Here is a 21,545-nt window from a genome sequence, read left to right as displayed (position 1 = left end):
AAAAGTACTATGGGGTCTAGCTTCTGGTGCTTTCTACTTTTATCTATCCTCATCAATATTTAGATGCGTTTGCCCTGGTATCAGCACCTGCGCCGCCGTCAAGGGTATCACCGTCTGCATCTCCAAATAAGCGATCGTTACCACTTGCACCAAACAGTTGATCGGAGCCATCTCCACCGAGGATCAGGTCATTCGCGCCTAAGCCATTAAGGATGTCATCACTTTCAAAGCCGCGCAGCGTGTCAGCATTAGCAGTTCCATTCAGGGTATCAGGCCCCGGTGTGCCATTTCTAATTGCCATAATTTACTTTACTTGATTGTATGAATGTCTTTGTCGAAGATTTAGTTTTCGTGAGATGCTAGCCGAGCTTTTCACTCTGCCCATGAAAAAGTTAAGAGAATAGGAAGCTGGTGTCGGCTGAGTCAGTAATGTTGGTGCTGATATCCGCTTGGGTAAAATTTGTACCAACTAGGTTGAGTAATAGTTCCCCTGTACCAAATCCTGCGTTGCCAGCAATGCCATCACCTAACCTTATTTGGGTATTAGTACCCGCAGTAGTAGTAACTATGCGTACATCTATCGTTGCAATCCCGCTAAAGGAAAGGAAGTCCCCTCCTGCTCCTGTAGTGAATCCATTAACTCGGTCTGAACCATCACCCAAGGCATAGCGAATGGTATCGCTACCTAAACCGCCAGTGAGGATATCATTGTCAGTACCACCAATCAAAATATCAATGCCATCAGCACCCGTGAGAATATCAATACCTGCCCCACCTATGAGCGTATCCGCACCGATTCCACCGTTAAGGTTATCATCGTCCTCGCCGCCATCGAGGCTATCACTGCCGCCTGCACCCAGTAGCGTATCAAGCCCTGCATTGCCCAAGAGTATATCGTTGCCCAGGCCACCATTGAGGTTGTTATTGCTCTCGTTGCCCGTAATGCTGTTAGCAAGTTCATTGCCTGTACCATTTAAGGCTATGCCGCCCAGTACCAAGTTTTCTAAATTAGCTCCTAAAGTGTAGTCAAGGCTAGATTGAACAATATCTGTACCTTCTCCAAGGTTTTCTGTAATGCTATTTCCGGCGCTATCAACGATATAGGTGTCGTTGCCCAAACCACCAATCAGGGAATCAACGCCTGCGCCGCCATCGAGGGCATCATCCCCAGCACCACCACTCAGAATATCGTTGCCGCCTGCACCATTCAGGATATTGTTAACATCGTTACCTGTAATAGTGTTGTTCAGTTCGTTACCTGTGCCGCTTTCGGCAGTACCAATTAGGGTCAGGTTTTCTACGTTGCTATTTAGGGTATAAGTAGCAGCACTAGACTGAACCGTATCCGTACCTTCGTTAGGATTTTCTGTGATGATATCCTCTGTACTATCAACTATATAGGTGTCGTTACCCAAACCACCTACCAAGCTATCATTACCTATGCCACCACTTACGGTATCATTGCCAGCACCGCCACTTAGGGTATCGTTGCCCTCAGCCCCGGTAAAATTGTTGTTCGCATTGTTACCAGTGATGCTGTTAGCTAGGGCGTTACCTGTGCCGTTGAGGACATTGCCAACCAGGATGAGGTTTTCCAGGTTGTTGCCTAAAGTATAGTTAGCATTAGCGCGGACGGTATCAATACCTGCGTTGGCGTTTTCGATGATGGTATCGCCAGATGTGTAGACGTAAATATCATTGCCACCGCTACCACTCATCCGGTCAGTACCCACACCGCCGTCAAGATAATCATTACCGCCACCACCACTGAGGGTGTCATTGCCTTCATTACCGAAAAGGTTATCGTTTGGGCTGGTGTCGCCGCTGCTGTTGAGGGTATTGTCGCCTGCATCTCCAATGTAGAGACCAATGGCATCAGTTGCGATCGCACCGGTCAGGTCGGCTCCAATGAAATTAGCACTTGAGAAATCGCCTTTCGAGAAGTCAGCGTTCCTCAAGTTGGCATTGGTGAAATTCGTGTTCTTGGCAGAGCCGCTGATAGACAAACCTTCTGCGTTAGCTTGCGTGAAGTTTGCACCATCCAAATTACCACCACCAAATCTTGCGCCAGTTAGGTTTGTCACTGTAACAGTACCATTAGCAGCAACAAAGGGACTAAAGTTAGAGCCGCTAAAATCGAGGTCTTCTGCTAGCAAACCACTCAAATTTGCTCCACGAAAGCTGACATTAGTGGCAGTTGTGGGATCGAGAGGGTTGCTATCAGTTAAAGAAACGCCACTCAAATTAGCTAAGTCAAAGATAGCGTTTTGTAGGGTGGCATCTGTGAAATTTGCCAGTTGAAAATCAGCGCCCCTGGCGTTGATATTGACAAAGACGACATTTTCGATGTTTGCATCTAGGAAACTAGCATCGACTAAAGTCGCACCTGTAAAGTCAGCAGCTTTGAGATTGGCCTTAAACAAATCAGCGCGGGTCAAGTTTGCCCCTGTGAAGTTGGGTCGATCGGATTGTTCGCCATTGATATTAGCTTCTCGCAGAATGGCATCAGTCAGATTGGCGTTGGAAAAGTTGATATTTTGTGTATTGATTAGTGACAGATTAGCCTGTCTCAAATCCGCGCCACTAAAATTGACATTCTCTAATGTTGCTAAGGACAAATTAGCAGGGATGAAGTTAGCATTCGGCGCGAAGATAGCACCTGAGGCATTGACATTTAGCCAAACAGATTCACCAAAGTTAGTGCCTCTGAGTTGTGTACGAGTACCCACATTGTTGGGATCGAACCGAACGTTTTCGAGTCTGGTTTTGAAAAAATTAGAACCGTTGAGATTTTGACCTCGGAAGCTATTTCCTACTAAGTTTTGTCCTTCAAAGTTTAAAGCTGGCATGATTCAATCCCTCTAAAAAATATGTAAGTTCTCAATTAGTCAAAAAACTGTAGATGCAATTCACTTCGTTACGTGTTTTTCGCTAGGACTTTCAGGCTGAAAATATTTCAGGATTAAAGTCCTAACTCCGAACTCATTCACCCATCAAGTTGAATTCGCTCACTCATTAACTGAAGAAAAAAGTTGTGCCAGGCGAGTCAATAATGTTGGTGTTGACATTTGCCTGAGTAAAGGCGGTGCCTACCAAAGTCAGCAACAAATCACCTTGGTTGAACCCGGCGTTAGCTGCGATTCCATCGCTGACTCGAAATACCGTATTACCACCTGCATTTGTAAACACATCAATGGCAGTAATACCACTGAAGGAAAGAAAATCGCCTCCCAATCCACTAACAAATCCGTTCACCCGGTCTTGTCCATCTCCACTGGCATAGCGAATCGTATCAATGCCTGCACCGCCTGTGAGAGTATCGTTACCAAGACCACCGACGAAAGTATTATTACCATCACCGCCAATCAGGGTATCATTGCCAGCTCCACCATTCAGAAAATCATCACCTTCACCGCCAGAAAGCCAGTCATTTCCATTACCACCAATTAAAAAGTCATTACCAATACCACCATCCACGGTGTCAGCACCAGCAAGACCACTGAGGGTATCATTACCATCACCACCATTGAGGATATTATTAGCTCCGTTGCCTGTGATGGTGTTGGCAAGTTCGTTACCAGTACCGATGATGGCTGGGTCTATTAAGATCAGGTTTTCCAGGTGATCGCCTAAGATATAGTCCACACTGGATTGAACTGTATCTGTGCCTTCGCCTGAGTTTTCTGCGATCGCATCCCCTAAACTATCGACTATGTATGTATCATTAGCCGCACCGCCACTCATTGCGTCATTGCCTGTACCCCCGTCAACTGTGTCAGCACCACCGCCACCAATCAGGGAGTCATCACCAATACCACCATTGAGAATATCGGCTCCAATACCACCATCGATTGTGTCATTGCCTTCGCCACCAATCAGGGAGTCATCACCAATACCACCAATCAGGGAATCATCGCCTAGTCCACCATCAACTGTGTCAGCACCAGCACCACCATTGAGGATATCGTTGCCGTTAGCCCCGTTGAGGATATTGTTAGCTTCGTTACCTGTAATGATGTTGGCAAGTTCATTGCCAGTGGCGTTGAGGGCTGTGCCAATCAAGGTCAAGTTTTCTAAGTTGCTGCCTAAGGTGTAGTCCAGACTAGATTGGACAGTATCAATACCTTCATCAGCGTTTTCTGTAATGGCATCCCCTAAACTATCAACTATGTAGGTATCGTTGCCTGTGCCACCAATTAAGGAGTCATCACCAGCGCCACCATCCAGGGTGTCATCACCAGCATCGCCATTGAGAGTATCATTGCCAGCCGCACCATTGAGGCTATTGTTAGCTGCGTTACCAGTAATGATGTTGGCAAGTTCATTGCCAGTACCGTTTTGAACTGTACCAATCAAAACCAGGTTTTCTAAGTTGCTGCCTAAGATATAGTTCAGGCTAGATTGGACAGTATCTATACCTTCATTAGCGATTTCTGCGATCGCATCCCCTAAACTATCAACTGTGTATGTGTCGTTGCCTGTGCCACCACTTAAGGAGTCATCCCCCTCACCACCGTTGAGTAGATCGTCGCCTGCACCACCAATCACGGTATCGTTACCAGCCGCACCGTTAAGGGTATTGTTGCCAGTGTTGCCTGTGATGACGTTGGCAACTTCATTACCAGTGCCGCTTTGGGCTGTACCAATCAAGGTCAGGTTTTCTAAGTTACTGCCTAAGGTATAGTCAAGCAGACTAGACTGGACAGTATCTACACCTTCATTGGCGTTTTCTGTCATAATATCCCCTGTGCTATCGATTACATAAGTGTCGTTGCCTATGCCACCAATCAGGGTATCGTTGCCGGCCGCACCGTTGAGGATATTGTTGCCAGTGTTACCAGTAATAATATTGTTAAGTGCGTTACCAGTCCCGTTTTGGGCAGTGGCAATTAGGGTCAGGTATTCGACGTTGGTGGCTAAGGTATAGCTAGCAAGGCTAGAACGGACAGTATCTATGCCTGCATTGGCATTTTCAATTACAGTATCGCTGGCGCTATTGACTACATAGGTGTCATTTCCAGCAGCACCAACCATCCGGTCAGCACCCGCACCGCCATCGAGATAATCATTACCTCCACCACCGTTGAGGGTGTCATTACCACCATTGCCAAACAGGTTATCGTTACCGCTGGTGCCGTTGAGGGTGTTGTTCCCTGCATCACCAACATACAGACCAATGGCATCAACTGCGATCGCCCCTGTAAGATTTGCACCCACAAAGCTAGCATTTGTAAAGTTGCCTTTAGACAAATTAGCGTTACTCAGATTGGCATCAGTGAAATTTGCACCAATGGCGATCGCATCAGTTGTCAGCACCCCACTCATGTTAGCCCCTGTAAAATTGGCATTGGTGAAGTTGCTTTTAGATAGATCAGTACCCACCATCCTGGCACTACTGAAATTTGAGCCAGTAAAATCGGTAACAATTAATTTAGCCCCAGTCAGGTCTGTGACTGTAACAGCGCCATTAGCAGCTACATAGGCACTAAAATCAGAACCCGATAAAATAGCATCATCTACAGTAAAGTTAGTTAAGTTAGCGCCACGAAATCTAACATTAGCAGTCTGTCCTGGTTCGAGAGGAGCATCACTCAGAAAAACATTACTGAAATTAGCTAAGTCAAAAATCGAATTTCGCAGTGTCAAATCTGTGAGTTTTGCCAGTCGGAAATCAGCACCGGTTGCATCAACATTGAGTAAAAGAGTTGCTTCAAAATCAGTTTCTTCTAACTTGGCATTGCTTAGATTCGCACCCGTCAAGTCAGCAGCTTTGAGCTTCGCTTTATATAAATCAGCACCAGTAAAGTTTGCACCTCTTAGGTTTGGTCGCTCCGATTGTTCACCACTGAGATTTGCTTCTCGCAAATTGGCATTAGTTAAATTGGCGTTTGCCAGTTTGATAAATTTGGTGTTGATTAATGAGAGATTAGCCCCAGTCAGGTCTGCACCATTAAGATTGACATTTTCTAATGTCGCCTTATAAAGATTAGCTGGGCCAAAGTTGCTATTCGGGGCAAAGATGGCATTACGAGCATCAACGTTATATAGTTTTGCTTCTTCAAAGTTAGTACCTCTCAATGCCGTATTGGTAAATAAAACATTGGTAAGAGTGGCTTTGAAAAATGTAGAACCATTGAGGTTTTGACCGCTAAAGTCGTTTCCTGTCAGTAATTGTTCGCTAAAGTTTAAAGCTGACATATTACGCACCTAAGGGTTTAAAGAAACAGGGATTCAAGCTGAATGTTTAACTGCTATAGGTTGTGCTTGAGCAGTTGGTTGTAGTTGCTCTTTTAACCAAGTAGAAAAAAGTTGGTTAAGCAACCGTTGCCGCATCGGTTCGTCAAGCTGGGCAGGTATAAACTTTTCTAACCGCACAATTAACCACCAATCGCCAATATTGGTTGGGGGCGACAGTTGACCGGGTTGGCTAAGAGCCAGGATGCAGGCTAGTTGGGGATGGGGTGTACTCAATGCTACTGGCCCAATCAATCCGCCAGTTTGAGCCTCGGAACCTTGGGAATATTGCTTGGCGACTTCGGCAAAGGATTGTTCACCTTCTAGCAGCCGAAAATAAAGTTCTTGAGCAGCAGCACCATCGCGGATGCGAATCAGAGAATAAACAACTTGGTCAAGTTGCGGTTTCAATTGGCGAAAATGAGACTCTAACTTGCTCCCCCAAGTGGCTTTTTTAAACTTCTCGATTCTCAGGTTGCGGGTTGCTAAATCTAAAAATTGTGTTTCGCTAATATTCTGCTGCTGTAACCAAGTTTGGCGTTCCACTTCTGATAACAACTGATTTTGTTGACAAAACTCCTGGTAACATCTGGCTTGTTCTTCGCTTGAGCAGGTAAAAGATGCGTAGGCAAAGCCCGTCGTAGACATCGCTTCATCAATTATCATTTCTTGCTGAAGCTTTGGCAGCAGTTGGTATCGACTCAAGAGGGGAATAATTTCTTGAGTTGTCAACATCTGATTATGAACTTGTAAGAGTGTGGCTGATGACTTATCAACTTTTTTCTGCCTGCCGCCAAATCCCTTATGCTCTACAGGGGCTATTGACTCTAACTTCGTTCCCTCCCAAGGGGAAATTAGTTTGCTATCTTCTTGCTGTATCCATTGCAGATGTTGGGGTAATAATTGGGCTAAATCATAGCGTTCGAGAATTGTTTGCCTAGCTTTTGCCCTGATCTGAGCCATTTTATCTGGATGATTCAAGGCTTCTTGAATGCGATCGCATATTTCCTGGGGTGAAAAGAAATCTGCTAACAAGCCATTCACCCCATCTTGAATGACTTCCATCACAGGCGCAGTTCTCGAACCTACTACCAAACAACCCGTAGCTAGGGATTCCATTAACGACCAGGATAAAACAAAGGGACGGGTTAAATAAATGTGCGCCGAAGAAGCTTGCAGAACTTGCAGATATTCTGTGTAAGGTAACCAACCTGCAAAATGAACGCGGTTGAGGTCGAGATCGTATTTTTCTAGCATCACCTCCTTATAGGTTTTGCCATCGGGTAGTTTCTTCCCATAAGCGACGCGGTTTTCTCCGACAATTACCACATGACAATTCGGGCGTTGTTGCTGGAGTAAAGCCATCGCCTCAATGAACTGGGGAAATCCGCGATAAGGCTCCATACCTCTAGTAGCATATGTGACAATTTCATCAACTTGAGAAAGGTCAAGATTGATGCTGGGAAGAACTAATTTTGCTCCTGGTTTGGGGCAAAAGAAGCTAGTATCAACTCCGTCATGAAGTACAGCAATTTTATTGTGATACTCTAAAGGAAATTGCTGACGCTGCCAGTAGGTAGGAGAAAGACCGCGATCGCAACTATATAGATCCTGCAAAATCGGCGCATTTTTCATCCGAATTCTAGCTTCATCATCCGCGCTCAGGCGATCACTGGGATCAAAGTCTGCGTCAGTACCATGAGCATGGTAAAACCACTCAAAATAACACAGTAACTTGGCTTGCGGAAAAATATCTTTAATAAATAAAGTCGGGCCCCAACCCGAATGACCATAAACGACATCCGGGACAAATCCCCGTGCTTTCAGTTGTTCTGCTAACCGATACACACCTTGACCTTGAAGGACAGCATTTTCCAAAGTTCTCACGTAATGGTGAGTTTCTGGTCTAGCTTCTCGTTTTGGGGCATAGACGACTCTATTAACACCGGGTAAGCTACCTTCTTTACGAGTCGTACCAAAGAAAACTTGATTTTGCTTGTCCTTAGCTAAAGCAGCAGCTACATGACGAAATTGGGCTGGGAAATTGGGGTGCAAAAATAAAATTCGCATGGCTTTTTAATTACTGGTCTCATGCCTTTCCCTAACCTGGGTAAGCAGATTCTCGACTTGTTGCAGAAATCGAGAATCTGACAAGCAAATAAACTTGGCTGGTTTGTAGATCCCTGACTTCTTGGTGATTTCTGATTAAAAAATACCTCCATTGACGAGTTTCGACTTCTCTGCGAGACGCTACGCGAACGCTCAACTCTCGACTGCTCAGTTGGTTGAGTGACTTGTGCCGAGCGGAGCCGAGGTAAGTCGAAACCAACGGCTACGGTAAATTTATTACTAGAATTCACCTTAAAGAAGTCGGGCATCTCGCAGTCCATCAAAATTAATGTGGCAGTAGAGTGTAGGGTGGCATTGCCCACCATATCCGGATTTTGGTGCGCAAATACCCAACCTACGTGTATTTCTACTATCTACATACTTCTCAATGACTTTGAAGTACTAGAAGGAAATCAAAAGACTATAATTGAGACTTACATTGGAAGAGTGGCTTAACAAGTTATGTAGATGTAGCTACTCTTCATGGTTGGGGTAACTATCAGGTGTGTGTTACTTGGCTGGTACCCAAGTCCACCGCCTAGTTACCCATTTCTTAAACCACAGGGGCATCAGTAACAAAATCTAATGTGTCGAACCGCCCAGGAAGTACCCCTTGCACAACAGCTAGGGTTTCAGCTTGAGAAATAGGAATGCCAGCTTCAGGAGTAACGTAGATCCGGGTACTAGCTGTAGCAACACCACCAACACTGAGATTGATGCGCTGGAACGACAACTGCTCAAATTCAAGACCCTCAAGCAAGAAAAAGTCAGTACCATCCTGGAAGTCAGTAATCCAGTCGCCAGCAGGAGGAGATATAATTGGCTCCCCAGGCTGGATTGGCTCTGGTACAAAGTCTGTGAATAGCAATTGGAAGAAGTCAGTGTCAGTCCCGCCAGTTAAGGTGTCACGTGCGGTTTGGGTTTCCGCATCTTCGCCACCAAAAATCAGGTCGATGCCAGCCGCACCAATAACGCGGTCAACGCCAGCGCCACCATCGAGGAAATCATCACCACCACCGCCATTGAGGACATCATTGCCAGCAAGGCTTTCTTCGGCATCAAAGTCACCGTAGATGGTGTCATTACCACCAAGACCATTAAGGTTGTCAGCACCCTCACCACCATCGATGAAGTCACCGTCAACGCCACCTCTGATGGTTTCTAAGCCAGCACCACCTAAGAGGGTACTAGTACCTGCGCCACCATCGAGAACGTCATCGCCGTCGCCGCCATCAAGGTAGTCAACACCGTCTCCACCTAACAGGGAGTCACCATCGGCATAGCCGAAGAGGGTGTCATCGCCTTCACCACCCAAGATGGTATCAGCCCCACCCGAAGCCAAGCTGTCAGCTTCACCATAGAGAGTATCATTGCCCTCTGCGCCATCGATGTAGTCAGCACCCCCCGCAATTGTACCTTCTGTGTCATCGCCGTACAGCACATCATTAGCGAAGCCACCAATTACGGTGTCATTACCAGCACCGCCCTGTGCAGTATCCTCAAAACCACCATAGACCCAGTCAGCACCAGCGCCACCATCGAGGAAGTCTTTGCCATCGTTGACATCTTCAATACTCGTCCCGCCAATTAGGGTGTCATTGCCGGCTTCACCATACAGTGAGTCCTCGCCTGCATCCCCAAATAGTCTGTCGGCACCGCCTCCACCATACAGCTCGTCTTTATCATTGCCACCTCGAAGGAGGTCATTACCACCTAAAGCATTGAGAATGTCATCACCACCATTGCCGCGTAGGGTATCAGCATTCGCGCTTCCTGTAAGGGTATCGGGCAGTTCTGTTCCGTTTTTGATTGCCATAATTTAAGATCCTGATAATTTAATTAGTGAGTGTTTTGCTAGCTAACTTAAACGTGCTGGATGCACGATACAAGTCTGGCTAATTGGTTGTTGTCACTCTCTCACCACTTTATTCTTCCCCTCTCCCAAAGTTAGAAGAGGGGGTAATAAAGGCATGGTGAGACGATGTTGCAGCAGGTATTTAGACATACTTCCAATCTCTTGATGAGTAAACATTTGCAAATCAACTTTTTTGAAACGTCATTCGTAAATTAATATGGGGATCGTTGCGTAATTTAGCTAATTGAGCATTGCAAAGATGAACTTAGACAGATGCAGCGCAACTTGTCGTCAGACACCGCTCTTAAATCTAAGCTAATTGATGTTATATCAGTAGTATGTAACCATATGAAGAGGTATGATCGCACCTCTTTATATGCCATCTGTCATATAGATGTAAGTTTTATTAACTCGAAGATTGCATTTACCTCGCTTAAGGAAGACCTACTAGGCAAACAGTAACATTAAAGGCTAACGCCAAGAACTCACACCAGTCACTTGGGTCAGGTTAACCCTACGGCAATTCCTGATGGGGAAAACTCTCAAGACGCGATCGCCTATTTCTGCTGCTATTGCCAATTTATTGAGATCGTATTATCAATGTAGTTGCTGCATTGAAGCAACTTTTGGTTTATACTTAATCCTAGTTAACTATTAATTAAGTATTTGTAAAAATATGATAAATGGTGATTTGCTATTAAAAAGCCATTTACATATTTTTTACTAATTTTAGCTAGCCAAAGTTACCGATAAAAGTCGTTTCTTTAAAAAAAATTATTTTCTTAAGAAAATTCATTGAGGAACACACAAGTAGTATTATCTTACGCACACAGTTCATTTGTCAATATCTTAAATGCAATTTTTCCCTCAAAATTATTTCCGATTATTGATGTTTATTTCCTCATAATAAATATTTAAATATTTATTTGAATTATAAAATTTAAATTTCCTGTAAAGCAGAAATGAGCTTGAGCAAAATAAAAAACTCCATCCATACTTCGGTAAACTCAGCGGTCACTGAGCTATGCGATGCACTGAGTAGTCCGACAGGTGTAAATCGATCACGGTACCCTGAGGTCGCTGAACATAGTCGAAGTGTGACCGCAAAGGGATGGAGTTTTTGTTAGTGGTCAGTAGTTAGCCTGAGCGTAGTCGAAGGCTAACCTTTTTTGATTTCATTTTTAATGCTTGTAGGACTTACGCATTGACAAAATAACAAAATAGTGGATTCATAAATAAGGGTCGTTACTTGACAGGTATCAGACAATTAGAGAAATTACTAAACCATCCACAGGGCAATGCAATCTAGACCTCTACACCTTATTTTTGCTGTCAGAGCCAAAGTTTGGGGGGTGCAGCAGGTTGGCAGAGATATTGGGAGACGTTTCACATGATAGTGTAAATCGGTTTTTATTGAGAGAGAGATACGAACCGAAAGATTTATTCAAGATAATAGTTTTTTAGGAAATTTCTATTTCTGCTCAAGCTCATTTCCAAATAGCACATTACTATATGTATCTCTAGATAGATGCTAATATCTAGATTTTACTGTTGTTTACCGAAATTAGCTCTCTCAATCTCTCCATGATTTTTTTATAGGTATTTTTGACTTATTTTTCTGGAGTTTAGACTAAATGGGTCATGTTCAAGAAAAAAGGGGTGTCTGATTGAATACAGTCCCCCTTTTAGCAGAAGGTGAGAAAAGAACTACTATTACTCACCTGCCAACATGAAAAATGCCAGACTTGAAGAGTTTCGTCAAGTAGCCCACAAATATTTAGGTAGAGCCAAGGACGCAACTTTTGAATTATAAGTAAAACCTCTAATTGGTAAAATAGTCAAAAACGGGGTGTAACATGGCGAAAAAGTATATTGTTGACTTGAATGAAGATGAAGTTTCTCAACTGCAATCGATAATTAAAAAAGGTAAGCACAAAGCAAGAAGCATAACCCGTGCAAACATTCTTCTGATGGCAACTGATAGAGAAACTGATCAAGCGATTGCCATATATCTATTTCAAGGTATTTTGTCTCCCCTCAAGCTTGATGATACTTTAATCCAACTGTCAGTTCACCATCCCAAAGCCTTACAGTGCAACTGAAGTCATGGACAGCCACCACTATGCACCAACAGCCACCCTTGCCTCGCAAATCAGGATTATCTTTGACTAAGATTTGGCACACTTCGCCGATTTGGTAGGTATTGGGTACTTGGGTTCTCTCCATTATTTTTTGCACCACATCAGTGACGATCCTGGCACTGGGAACTTTACCACCAGCCTCCTGTACTGCCCGTTGCCAAACTTTAACCTGCTGCTGGGGTTCTAGGGGTGCGAGAGGGCGCACTTGTCCTTCGTTAGTCGGCAGGATTCGTGAGGGGTTAAGTCGAGTTTCATCCACTTCCTCATTTTGGGAACAATTTGTTCCCGCCACTATGTTGTCAAATACTACAGAACCAGCTATTAGATAATTGACTCGGCGATGGGTGTATCCAAATCTATCACGACAATACTCCTCAAATGTGCGATGAGTGGATCTGTATAACCTGCGATCGCGCAACTGAGCCAATGCCTTGCCTGCCTCAAAAAACGCCCGTTCCACTTTCCTCTCCAGGAGTAAGCGATCGCTAATTTCCTACTCGGTTAGCTCTGGAACTTCAACAGCCATAACCGTAATCGTTGCGGAACCTGGGTTTTCTTGAAGGGAGATATCCTTATTTGCAGAGTTAGCGGGTGGTTTGGAATCACTCTTTGCGACAGAAGTGGCTTTGTTACGGTTCGAGGGTGGTTTAGCCATTATTCCACCCCTAACTGAACAGTACTTGAACGAATATCGAGTTGTGCCATGATAGAGATGTAATTAAATTGATATTAATTCCCCAAACCTTTTACTGAGGTTGGGGTTTTTCCTTAACTTGTTTACATATATATTTGCATCTGCGGTAGTCATCCTTTTTGCTTTGTCGGCTTTGGCATTGGTTCTACATTCCCGTGTATGAAATGTCCATCACAAGCAAAGCGGTATAAGCTTACCTACCGCGTTAAAACCCCAGATGTATTTGTCGAGCTATAGCCGTCGCCAACACAGCATTTTTACGCACCAGCAGTTGCTTTGCTTCGTTAACTGAACAGTGTCGCAGTTTATATATGGCTTGGTGCAGTCCGGCGTAGGCATCCGTTGCACCGTTTATCGCTGTCTGTAAAGTTTGTGGGTTCATATTCTTCCAGCTTTGATGAAACTTTAAACTCGTAGTAGTCACCAAGCTATTTTATGTCAACTGGGAGATTACAATGTGAGTAAGAATGATAAAAGTAAACTGATGATTTCTCTCGATTCCGTTGACAGACTAAAATGGAGTTCTGAACTGGGGAAACGCTTACAATCTTTACGTGGTGAGATTCCCATGCGAACCCTTGCCGACAAAGTTAACAATAATGGTGTAACTTGCACTTACCAGTATATTCATAAGCTGGAGGTAGGCAAAGCTGAGGCCGTCTCAACTGATTTAATCGTGGCTATCTGCAATGCTCTTGATGCCGATTTTAAGCAGCTATTTCCGGCTGTATACATTGATCCATCTGAACTTTTGGCTATTTTACAAAAAAATGTCGCCTAACAGTTGTTTTGTCTACTCCGAGTTGATAGAATAGGAATAACAAAAGACGACCGCCCCCGTCTGGACAACGAAGCGATCGCCCTTTGTGAAAACCTAACCCCTGTAGAGGCAGGAATATCAATTATGACTTATCCCAAATACACTCAGCAAGCCCTCTCTCGTTACACCCTCCCCCGCCTCAAAAGAATCGCCGCCGAACGTGGCGTAACACCCACTGGGGACAAAAGAGCGGCTCAAACCTGGATAAACGCAATCATCACCCACCAATCCACCCAGCTTCAGAAAGTTGACAACCAAGCTCTCGCCCAAGCCGAACTTGACCACTTCATCGCTGACCAAGCCCAAGCCGTAGCTCCCGAACCCCTCACAATAGTCGAAATCTCGTTTGACCATCACGAATATTACGCTGATGACAAACTGGTAGCCAGCATCAGCCATGACGATAACCACTTAACGCAACGCTGGGTAGTCACGGTAAACGATAAAGAAATATTTCGTGCCAATACTCTAATGCGTTGCGATCGCTTCATCTGCACTCACTATAAAGACGGCTCATTACCTGTGCAGGAAAAAGCAGAGGTGCAGGGGAGCAGGGGTGCAGAGGGGAAAAACTTACAACAACTTTCTCCTCTGCCCCTCTGCGCCTCTGCCCCGCAAGTTTCCTCTTCTACCGAAAACCAAATCATGGCGCATATCTTCAACGAGTGCCAGAATTACGGCTTTGAAATTCTCGATGATGGCATTTACAACAACAAGGGCGTGAAACTGGGGCAAGTCGGATGCACTAACGGGAACTGGTGGGTGAAGAGGCGTTATTCAGTCCAGCAGCAGTATTCTAACTCGGTGCTTGATGCTGTGCGCTCATTGTCGATGGTGGACACCGTACCCCATGCAGAAGCGGCTGACTGTGAAGAATTGCTAGACCGTCCATTTGAGATGCTGACTGTTCTTGACTGGGAAATGTTACGGGAGTATGCACCAGTTTCAGAAAGTCGGGAGTTAGTAGCAGCGTAATTCTCGCACAGACGAGAGCGATTGCTCTTGGTTGTAACAGTCAAGCGATCGCTCATCAACTACTGGCTTATTCACCAATCCCCATTAAATCAATGCAACCTACAATATCAATCCCTCAACACTGGGGCTACCCTCGCTTTGGTTTGGAACAGCGTACAGAACAAGGCACGATTCTAGGACTTTACTACTACCCATCTGGTACAGAATTGGCTGAACAATTTGATGATGGATGGCGTTATGTATTAATGCCTAACAAGAATTTTGACGAGATATCGTACTTGCAAGAAAATCAAATCCAACCGCTATCTCCACAGGAATTGTTCACGCAAATTACCGCAGAAATTGAATTCTATCAGCGTCAAATATCTATCTTGCAACAACAGTTAGCCGTAGTAACTGGAGGTTTCACAAATGCTTAAAACGGTTGACAACAGCTTTGACCGTAGAGCAAATCATTTGCTGCGTTCGATTCGGCTTTGCGGGGGTTGTGTACCTCTGCACCGTCTTCAGTTCCAATTCTCTGATTCAGTCATTCAAACTCTGCTGGATAAAGAACTGGTGCAAGTACAAAACACGGGACGCGGTTTTTTGTTAGAGATTGCCGAGGATTTTTAGGTTATTAATCCCAGAGGACACAATCATGAAACTTTACACGAAAACCATTGCACAGACTTTACCCAATTGGGCAACTGTCGTTACAAAGAGTGCAGATTTATTTGAGATTGAAATTAATGATGAACACCCAAATTTCCAATCTCTGCTTGAAAAGTTAGAAACCGAGATTGAACCAGGGACTTTCGGGGTTAAAGCAGAAGATTTATGTTCCAGGCTCGGCATAGAAATGTTTAACCCAAATCTGCACTACTTAGTTGATCAAGCCCAAACTCTGATATTTGAAATTGCTACGCACCCAGACTACAAATAACTACTGGAGTTGGGATATCAACCTGATTTAAACATTGCCGATGCTCAAACTGCACTGACTTATTTGGAATGGGAATTAGAGGGGAATCGAGAACCTTCTAATTAGAAAAAAAGCGTTCACCTAAAGGAATGTCATTACTTTAGGTGAACGCACGGAAGTTTTTCTCCCGCTACAAAATTCCCATTATTGCACACAGAACACTAATCAATGAAACTTTAACCGAGGTGAACATGGTTACTGAAATAAAACTAGGTTTATGCAACCCTCCCGAACCGATTTATCTCTATGTCAAAAACGCTGAGTTAGGTGGAGAATCTTATCTGTGGTATCACTACGATATTGACAGGGAGAAAACCATCCCTGTTTCCCAAAGAGCATTAACTGGTTATCTGTCTGAACTGCGATTTACAACTAAAGAGTTCAAAGGAAAGGATAATCTCAAGCTGGACATTGTAGTGAGTGCTGATGAAGTTTATGTCATCAGAAGTGGTGTTGAAACAAACTTCACCAAAAGCTTTCTCTTGGCTGCATCATTAGTACAGGATTTTTCTAAGCCACTGATTATTGCTGCTAATGCTGGTGAACAAAATACGGTTTTCTGCAATCTTTACGATGCTGCAACTAAAACCAGAATTGAAAGAGAATGGAATAAAAATGCTGATTGGGTAACTCTCATTAATGACATTCAATCTCGCTTAGGTGGCACATCATTAACTATTCCATCTGTAGCAGAAATCCCAATAAATCCACCAAAACTTAGCGTAGTTCCTCAACCAGTACATCATCAAGACCTACGAATTAAAAATATTCGCACCTTGCTTGATTATCCCCTTGATTTGGTCAGAGAGTGGTTGCAATTTCAGGATGTTGACCGCCCAAGTCTACTTCACATTAGCAAGATTAATGAACTGGTAAAAACAATGTGTTTGGCTTGGGCAGCAGACAAGTCTGACCATCCCAATCATGCCGAATCTTTGTATCAAAACCAAGTTGTTGATGCTGTTGCTAGCGGTGCAGATGAGTTAACGGCAATCAACGCATGGATGCAACAGTTGCAAACTGCAAAAGCTGGAGCAGTGTAAATCAGAAGCCAGAATTCAGGATTCAGAATTATTCTGATTTCTGACTCCTGGCTCCTCAATTCTCAACATCAGAGGAATTAACCATGAAAGTCATCGTTACAGTCGTTGAAAAAATCATCAGTGAAGCACACATCGATATCCCTGATGGGCTGAATCAATCCGCAATCAAACAGCACATCGTAGACCGCTATAACACTGGGGAAATGTCCACAGATATGAACATCTTTCAAGTGGAATTTGAATCTATCAACGCTCAGATTGTTCAAGAAAATTCTTCTCCTAAGTCTGCATAAACATTGGAGGTAATAAATGAATCCCAAATGGACTGATGAAGAACTCGGAATCATTGAAGCTAAAGCTGAACTTTATACCCCTAAACAGATAGCCTCAATCTTAAAAAGACATGGCTATTTTCGCACTCCAATTGCTATCGCTACTAAGCTTTGGGCTTTAGGTTATTCTACAAGCCCCTTCCTCGATAACTATAGCAGTGCTGAAATCGCTCGTGTTCTGTGTGTGCATTCCACCACCGTTTCTGGTTGGGTCAGACGTGGTTGGTTGAAAACTAGCCGACGTTCTTCTAAGCGTTATCAAGTTCGTCGATGGCATTTAAAACAGTTTTTTGATAACCCGCCACAACATCTAAAAAAGCGTATTGCCTCTATTGACTCCGAAGCCATTAATTACTTATTAGGGAAACAAGCATGATTGACCATATTAATGCACTTCAAACAAGTTGGTATCTTTCCCCACCTTGGGGACAAACAATTCCGCCTGTTGCAGTTAATTTACTGGAGAGAGTTTTTCTCCGCACAACAAGAACATTTGGTTACTGCTGCGGTATGCAATGGAAACACGAATGTTGGATTTATTCAATTGATTGCGGTAAAGAAATACTCCACGCGACACAGAACCAAATCATCGGGACTGGAGAGTTAGAAGCCATCAAGGTGCAAAAACCTGCTTTTGTTTTGGGTGAAAGAGTAATCCTCTGTTCTCACGACAAAGGAACAAAACAACGGCTGATTTTGGGGATTGCACTGGTGCATAAATCTTGGTTTTACCTTGTTGAATTGATGTCACCAACGTTAATTAAGACACCAACTATATCGAATCGCTTTTCACTAGTTGGTGAAAAAAGTTTAGTGCGGGTAAATGTTTAATTCTCTTTAATCACACAACTAAAGTTATGTCACAAATTGAAATCGTCGAAATCATCGAACAAATAAAACAAGAGATTCAGGTCAACGCTAATGGTCAGGGTAAAGCCAGTGTTCGGGCAGCAGCAAGACTGGCTGGAGTTGATGAAAAAGCAATTCGTAGCTCTTTAGATAGTGCGGAACTGAAGCCTTCAAGATTAGCTATAATCCTTGCAGAGCATGGTTTTCATCCTGCGGAACTCCGAGAATGGAAAACCAACGGTATCCCCGATATTGCGATCGCTATTATCTTAGACTACTACGCTCACGAAGCAGGGCGATACTGTACTAAACAAGCCAGATTAGTTTGCAAAGCATTTAATACCATTGGCGTTAGAGCATGGATTCAAGACATTTTAGGATGGGTGAAACCGCCAACTGTTCAACAGCCACAATCGCCAATAGAAATCATTCTTCAAAATGCACAGAATCTAGTTGCAATTGCCCAACAACTTTTTGAGCAAGACTGCCGTCAGCGCGAACTAGAGCAAGCTATTCTTGCCCAACAAAATCTCAATCAACAACTACAACACCGTCTCAAAGCGGTTGAAGTTGAACAGGACAGGGTAAACACTCCATGCGGACATAAATATAGTGTTGTTGGTTTCGCTAATCTTCAAGGTTTAGAAATATCTGTAAAAGAAGCAGGTGCTAAAGGTAGAAAAGCAAGTGCCTTGTGCCGAAAACAGGGAATAGAAATAGAACGTATTCATGACCCACGTTTTGGAAAAGTTGGTTTGTATCCAGAAAGTATTTTGGTTGAGGTTTTTAAAGCCGAACACAACTAATAGCAGTTTCAAAATTTGAGAGAACTACCATGCAACAACTCAACTTATTTACTGAATCAACCCCAGTTTTACCCATCACTTATTATCCCGATTTCTTAGGTCAAGAACTTGCAAACGAACTCTACCAACACTGCTTAAAACTGGAGTGGCAGCAAAATCAAATCAGGATCGCGGGTAAAACAATGCCTGTCCCTCGCCTTGAATGTATTTATGGTGATGCCGGATGTGATTACCTCTACTCCAACAGCGTATTTTTAAAACCCCTGACTTGGACAGATGCTCTGTCTAAGTTACGAGATAGGATAACCGCACTTACAAGCTACAAATTCCGCATTGTCATCGGCAATCAGTACCGCAGTGGACAGGATTCGATTGGTTGGCACGCTGACAATGAACCATCAATGGGATCTAACCCTGTGATCGCTTCTGTAAGTCTCGGCTGTGTTCGCAAGTTTCAAATTAAACCGAGAAATGGCAAACCAACAGATTTCTGGCTGGAACACGGGAGCTTGCTTGTAATGCACCCTGGTTGCCAGTCTGCACATCTGCATCAGGTTCCCAAGACCAACAAAGTCGTTAGCACGCGAATTAATCTCACATTCCGACCACACACAGGCGGAAGCAGATAATTCTGATTTTTTCAATCTGAGCAGAGAAACAATAGCACTTCAAAAAAGCTGTCAACCCTGATTCTATATCAGATTCACTGGCTGACAGCATCAATTTTTCGTGCAATTGATTTTTTCTAAGTCATCTACAATCACAACTTGCTAGTTCTTTTGTACTACCTTATTTCATCAAAAAGGAGTCAGATCATGGGAGAAGCAAAACGTCGTCGGTTATTAGATCCTAATTATGGCTTACCTAAAACACCCAATACTTCTGAACCAACCTCAAAAGGAGTTTTCAAAAAACAAACTGATTTCAAAACTGTACCTAAAAATCACTTCATCAATTCTCACTATGAATTACCAAAGCATTATCTAAATTTACGTGACTCCTCGAACCAAAATGATACTGATCATTTAAGCTACACAATTGATACACATCAGAATCAGAACAGTGAATTAGCTCCAAACCACTGGCATGAATGGGTAGTCAATTCTGCCGTTGACCCTAAACTCACTGCCCTAAATGTCTGCTCTTTAAGTGGTTCTCTAGTCTACGAGTACCTTTTATACGCCCTGCCCCAAACCGCTCGACGCAACGATGGGCGACTGCGCGATGGCTACTTGAAAAGATATGCCCATGCAGAGTCCGGTGCATGGTGGGTTAGTGGACTTGACCCTCTCAATGACTGGCTACCGATGGACTGGGGACGGATGAAACCAGATTATCCTCGGCTCGAATGGGACAAGGACACCAAAGAACAAACTCAAAAGCCAGTTAAATACGAGTCACCCCCAAAAACTCCCAACCGTGTCACATATCTGAGAGTCCCCCTACACATCTGGAAGTTGATAGCCCTGCGGTATGACGTGCCGATGCCAGAACATATCACTGTTACCTCGGATGGTGAAGCACTGGGTTTCTGGGCTTGGGTCATGGCTCACCCTGAAATCCCTGTATGCCTTACCGAGGGAGAGAAAAAAGCCGGTTGTCTTCTGACTTTAGGGTATGTAGCGATCGCACTCCCTGGAATCTGGAACGGTCGAGTCGGCAAGGAAGACTTGGAATACCTGCACCCTGATTTAGTCCCAATGGCTCAAAAGGGTCGCAAATTCGTTATCCTTTTCGACTACGAAACCAAACCCAAAACCAAACAGCAAGTTTTTAGTGCTACTCGCCGCACCTGTCAAGTCATTCTCCAACTTGCCTGCCAATGTGAAGTAGCAGTTTTGCCTGGGCCAGAAAAAGGAATTGACGATTGGGTTGTGGCTTTGGGGAAAAAAGCTGAAAAAGCAGTCAGCACGATGATTGCTGATGCCTTAAGAGTCAGCGAGTTAAACCAAAGATTTTTCGTGAATCGCGCCAGGGGGCTTCGCAAATTTAAACCCGATGTGATAGTCAATACTCGCTATCTTTCCACAGTTATCCGCTCTCTGCCTCAGTCGGGGTTAGTTGGTTTGGCTTCCGACATGGGTACTGGCAAGACTGAAATCTTGGCAATGATTAGAAGAGATAACCCAGACTTGAGCTTTTTGAACAACGGGCATCGGGTTACTTTGCTGAAAAATCTCAGCGATCGCTTGCAAACAGCAATGTACTCTGCCATATCTTGCGGGGACTGGGCTAAAGCCAAAGCACTGAGTATCACTGTAGACTCATTGTATAAGATGGCGAACGATTTACAGGCTTACGACATCTTATTTATTGATGAAGCCTGCCAGTATCTCGCCCATCTGCTCAAGTCCAAAACTTGCAAAGAACACCGGGGGGCTATTCTGGAAGTGCTGGAGTATCTGGTTTACAATGCCAAGCTGGTTGTTTTAGCTGATGCTCACTTGGATGATTTGACCATTGAGTTTTTTATGAGAATGCGTCCGGCTGGTGAAAAACCCTACATCATCAAAAATGAATATCGCTCTGGTGGTCGTCAGGTTTATTGGTACGAAGGTAAAAACAGTAGTGCAATCGTTGCCGAGTTCCACGCTCAGTTGATGCTGGGTAAAAAACTGATGATGGTCAGTGATAGCAAGCGCTTCATCAAAAAGTTGGAACGAGCGCTAAATGATGCAGAGGGGCAGAGGTGCAGAGGTGCAGAGGGGAAAGAAATTATACAA

20 protein-coding genes and 1 pseudogene are annotated in these 21,545 nt (G+C 44.0%); 13 read left to right on the top strand and 8 right to left on the bottom strand.

The window, feature by feature from the left end; translation table 11 throughout:
• Window positions 1–52: 52 nt before the first annotated feature.
• From GNF10_RS24410 to GNF10_RS24390, 5 genes are all read right to left on the bottom strand, one after another.
• Entirely contained in the window at window positions 53–301 is a 249-nt protein-coding gene (locus GNF10_RS24410) for a calcium-binding protein (protein WP_185587230.1), read from the bottom strand.
• 91 nt (window positions 302–392) lie between these two features.
• Entirely contained in the window at window positions 393–2,849 is a 2,457-nt protein-coding gene (locus GNF10_RS24405; RefSeq protein WP_185587232.1) for a pentapeptide repeat-containing protein, read from the bottom strand.
• Window positions 2,850–3,015: 166 nt separating this feature from the next.
• A complete protein-coding gene (locus GNF10_RS38820) occupies window positions 3,016–6,198 on the bottom strand; it encodes a pentapeptide repeat-containing protein (protein ID WP_185587234.1) in 3,183 nt (1,060 codons plus the stop codon).
• Window positions 6,199–6,231: 33 nt separating this feature from the next.
• Window positions 6,232–8,304, bottom strand: a complete 2,073-nt coding sequence (locus tag GNF10_RS24395; RefSeq protein ID WP_185587236.1) for a glycosyltransferase — start codon at window positions 8,302–8,304, stop codon at window positions 6,232–6,234.
• 592 nt (window positions 8,305–8,896) lie between these two features.
• Entirely contained in the window at window positions 8,897–10,159 is a 1,263-nt protein-coding gene (locus GNF10_RS24390; protein ID WP_185587239.1) for a calcium-binding protein, read from the bottom strand.
• Window positions 10,160–11,464: 1,305 nt separating this feature from the next.
• On the opposite strand from GNF10_RS24390, the pseudogene GNF10_RS24385 reads away from it, so the two are divergent.
• Window positions 11,465–11,653 (top strand): annotated as a pseudogene (locus GNF10_RS24385) (IS701 family transposase); the annotation flags it as partial.
• A gap of 582 nt (window positions 11,654–12,235) precedes the next feature.
• Here GNF10_RS24385 and GNF10_RS24380 read toward each other — a convergent pair.
• The 3 genes from GNF10_RS24380 to GNF10_RS24375 all read right to left on the bottom strand — a co-directional run bounded on the left by GNF10_RS24380 (window position 12,236) and on the right by GNF10_RS24375 (window position 13,415).
• Complete coding sequence (locus GNF10_RS24380) at window positions 12,236–12,799, bottom strand: hypothetical protein (RefSeq protein ID WP_260446330.1); 564 nt, start codon at window positions 12,797–12,799, stop codon at window positions 12,236–12,238.
• A 33-nt stretch (window positions 12,800–12,832) separates the two neighbouring features.
• A complete protein-coding gene (locus GNF10_RS38815; RefSeq protein ID WP_260446141.1) occupies window positions 12,833–12,994 on the bottom strand; it encodes a hypothetical protein in 162 nt (53 codons plus the stop codon).
• 244 nt (window positions 12,995–13,238) lie between these two features.
• The gene (locus GNF10_RS24375; protein ID WP_185583089.1) at window positions 13,239–13,415 is read right to left on the bottom strand and encodes a hypothetical protein; all 177 of its coding nucleotides are present in this window, start codon (window positions 13,413–13,415) and stop codon (window positions 13,239–13,241) included.
• A gap of 75 nt (window positions 13,416–13,490) precedes the next feature.
• Between GNF10_RS24375 and GNF10_RS24370 the strand changes: the two genes are divergently transcribed.
• The 12 genes from GNF10_RS24370 to GNF10_RS24315 all read left to right on the top strand — a co-directional run.
• Window positions 13,491–13,814 carry a hypothetical protein gene (locus GNF10_RS24370; protein ID WP_185583087.1) on the top strand — a complete coding sequence of 108 codons (324 nt, stop codon included), beginning with the start codon at window positions 13,491–13,493 and terminating at the stop codon, window positions 13,812–13,814.
• 123 nt (window positions 13,815–13,937) lie between these two features.
• The gene (locus tag GNF10_RS24365; RefSeq protein WP_221644666.1) at window positions 13,938–14,828 is read left to right on the top strand and encodes a hypothetical protein; all 891 of its coding nucleotides are present in this window, start codon (window positions 13,938–13,940) and stop codon (window positions 14,826–14,828) included.
• Between the two features lie 92 nt (window positions 14,829–14,920).
• The gene (locus GNF10_RS24360; protein ID WP_185583085.1) at window positions 14,921–15,247 is read left to right on the top strand and encodes a hypothetical protein; all 327 of its coding nucleotides are present in this window, start codon (window positions 14,921–14,923) and stop codon (window positions 15,245–15,247) included.
• Window positions 15,240–15,443: a hypothetical protein gene (locus tag GNF10_RS24355; protein WP_185583083.1), complete on the top strand. Its 204-nt coding sequence runs from the start codon at window positions 15,240–15,242 to the stop codon at window positions 15,441–15,443. The genes GNF10_RS24360 and GNF10_RS24355 overlap by 8 nt, the downstream gene beginning before the upstream one ends.
• 25 nt (window positions 15,444–15,468) lie before the next feature.
• The gene (locus tag GNF10_RS38810; RefSeq protein WP_260445983.1) at window positions 15,469–15,753 is read left to right on the top strand and encodes a hypothetical protein; all 285 of its coding nucleotides are present in this window, start codon (window positions 15,469–15,471) and stop codon (window positions 15,751–15,753) included.
• Window positions 15,754–15,983: 230 nt separating this feature from the next.
• Window positions 15,984–16,835 (top strand): hypothetical protein, encoded by an 852-nt coding sequence (locus GNF10_RS24345; RefSeq protein WP_185583081.1) that lies wholly within the window; start codon window positions 15,984–15,986, stop codon window positions 16,833–16,835.
• An 83-nt stretch (window positions 16,836–16,918) separates the two neighbouring features.
• Window positions 16,919–17,128 carry a hypothetical protein gene (locus tag GNF10_RS24340; protein ID WP_185583079.1) on the top strand — a complete coding sequence of 70 codons (210 nt, stop codon included), beginning with the start codon at window positions 16,919–16,921 and terminating at the stop codon, window positions 17,126–17,128.
• 16 nt (window positions 17,129–17,144) lie between these two features.
• The gene (locus GNF10_RS24335; RefSeq protein WP_185583077.1) at window positions 17,145–17,543 is read left to right on the top strand and encodes a hypothetical protein; all 399 of its coding nucleotides are present in this window, start codon (window positions 17,145–17,147) and stop codon (window positions 17,541–17,543) included.
• Window positions 17,540–17,998 carry a DUF1392 domain-containing protein gene (locus GNF10_RS24330; RefSeq protein WP_185583074.1) on the top strand — a complete coding sequence of 153 codons (459 nt, stop codon included), beginning with the start codon at window positions 17,540–17,542 and terminating at the stop codon, window positions 17,996–17,998. The genes GNF10_RS24335 and GNF10_RS24330 overlap by 4 nt, the downstream gene beginning before the upstream one ends.
• 26 nt (window positions 17,999–18,024) lie before the next feature.
• Window positions 18,025–18,822 (top strand): hypothetical protein, encoded by a 798-nt coding sequence (locus tag GNF10_RS24325; RefSeq protein ID WP_185583072.1) that lies wholly within the window; start codon window positions 18,025–18,027, stop codon window positions 18,820–18,822.
• 29 nt (window positions 18,823–18,851) lie between these two features.
• Complete coding sequence (locus tag GNF10_RS24320; protein ID WP_185583070.1) at window positions 18,852–19,451, top strand: alpha-ketoglutarate-dependent dioxygenase AlkB; 600 nt, start codon at window positions 18,852–18,854, stop codon at window positions 19,449–19,451.
• Window positions 19,452–19,637: 186 nt separating this feature from the next.
• A partial coding sequence (locus GNF10_RS24315) for a DUF3854 domain-containing protein (protein WP_185607251.1) occupies window positions 19,638–21,545 on the top strand: 1,908 nt, incomplete at its 3' end.

Origin of the sequence: Nostoc sp. UCD121, assembly GCF_014222285.1 — a bacterium.
Taxonomy (GTDB): Bacteria; Cyanobacteriota; Cyanobacteriia; order Cyanobacteriales; family Nostocaceae; genus Nostoc.
The sequence above is the reverse complement of the archived record's forward strand: the minus strand, read 5'-3'. Positions and strand labels throughout refer to the sequence as shown.